Annotated in this window: 1 pseudogene; it reads right to left on the bottom strand. The window is 63.5% G+C overall.

The features are described from left to right. Positions 1–170: 170 nt before the first annotated feature. Positions 171–858: pseudogene (locus PO605_RS30855) on the bottom strand (bacteriophage T4 gp5 trimerisation domain-containing protein); the annotation flags it as partial.

The following is an 858-nucleotide window of genomic DNA, read 5'->3' as shown; positions in this document are numbered from 1 at the left end:
ACGGTGCGCGAGCCGGTGACGATCTTGCCCTTGACGACGCTGTCGGTGATGCGGGCTGCGGGTTGGCCACTCATGCGAGGCTGCTCCTGGAGAGGTGAGAGAGAACGGGACGGCGGATGCGGAAGATGCGGAAGATGCGGGGAATGCAGGGGCTGCAGGACATGCGGGCCTCAGCAGTTGAGCCGGTCCATGGGCGAGAGAATCTGGATGTCGCCGGGCGTGATGCGGATGGTGCTTTCGCCGCAGGTCAGCAGGATTTCCTGCTGGGCTTCGAGCCGGATCTTGGCGGCATTGAGCTGGATGCTTTGTCCATCCATGGTGAGCTGGGAGGCCTTGCCGCCTCCCACCGCCGCCGCCATCGCCCCCACCGGGCGCCGTGATGTTCATGGCCATGCCGCCACCGGCTCCGCCTCCCGCGCCACCGCCACCCCCGCCACCACCGCCCACGGTCAGCGAGTACTGCGAGCCCACTTCCGTGCTTTGCTTGCTGCCGACCTTGACCTGGCGCTCCTGCCCCACGGTGAGGCTCTGGTTCATGCCCACATGGGTCTGCATGGCCACGCCGATGTTTTCCATGTAGTTGACGCCGATGTTCATCATCTTCATCCCACCCACGTTCTGCATGTAGGCCATGCCTATGGTCTGGGTCTTGAGCAGGCCGACCGTGACGTACCAGTTCTGGCCTATCTTGTCGGTCTCGGTCTTGCCGATGGTCTTGCTGCGGTTCTTGCCGATGGAGATGTTCTCGTCGATGCCAACGTCTTCATTGCGGTTGTCGCCTATGCTGATCTTCTCGTCGTGGTCCACCCGCTCCGTGCGGTTGTTGTGCACGGTGATGGTCTCGTCGCGGTCCACGGT

The organism is Delftia sp. DT-2 (genome assembly GCF_028401915.1).
Classification (GTDB): domain Bacteria; phylum Pseudomonadota; class Gammaproteobacteria; order Burkholderiales; family Burkholderiaceae_C; genus Comamonas; species Comamonas tsuruhatensis.
Note: the sequence above shows the minus strand (reverse complement) of the source record. Positions and strands in the feature narration are given on the sequence as shown.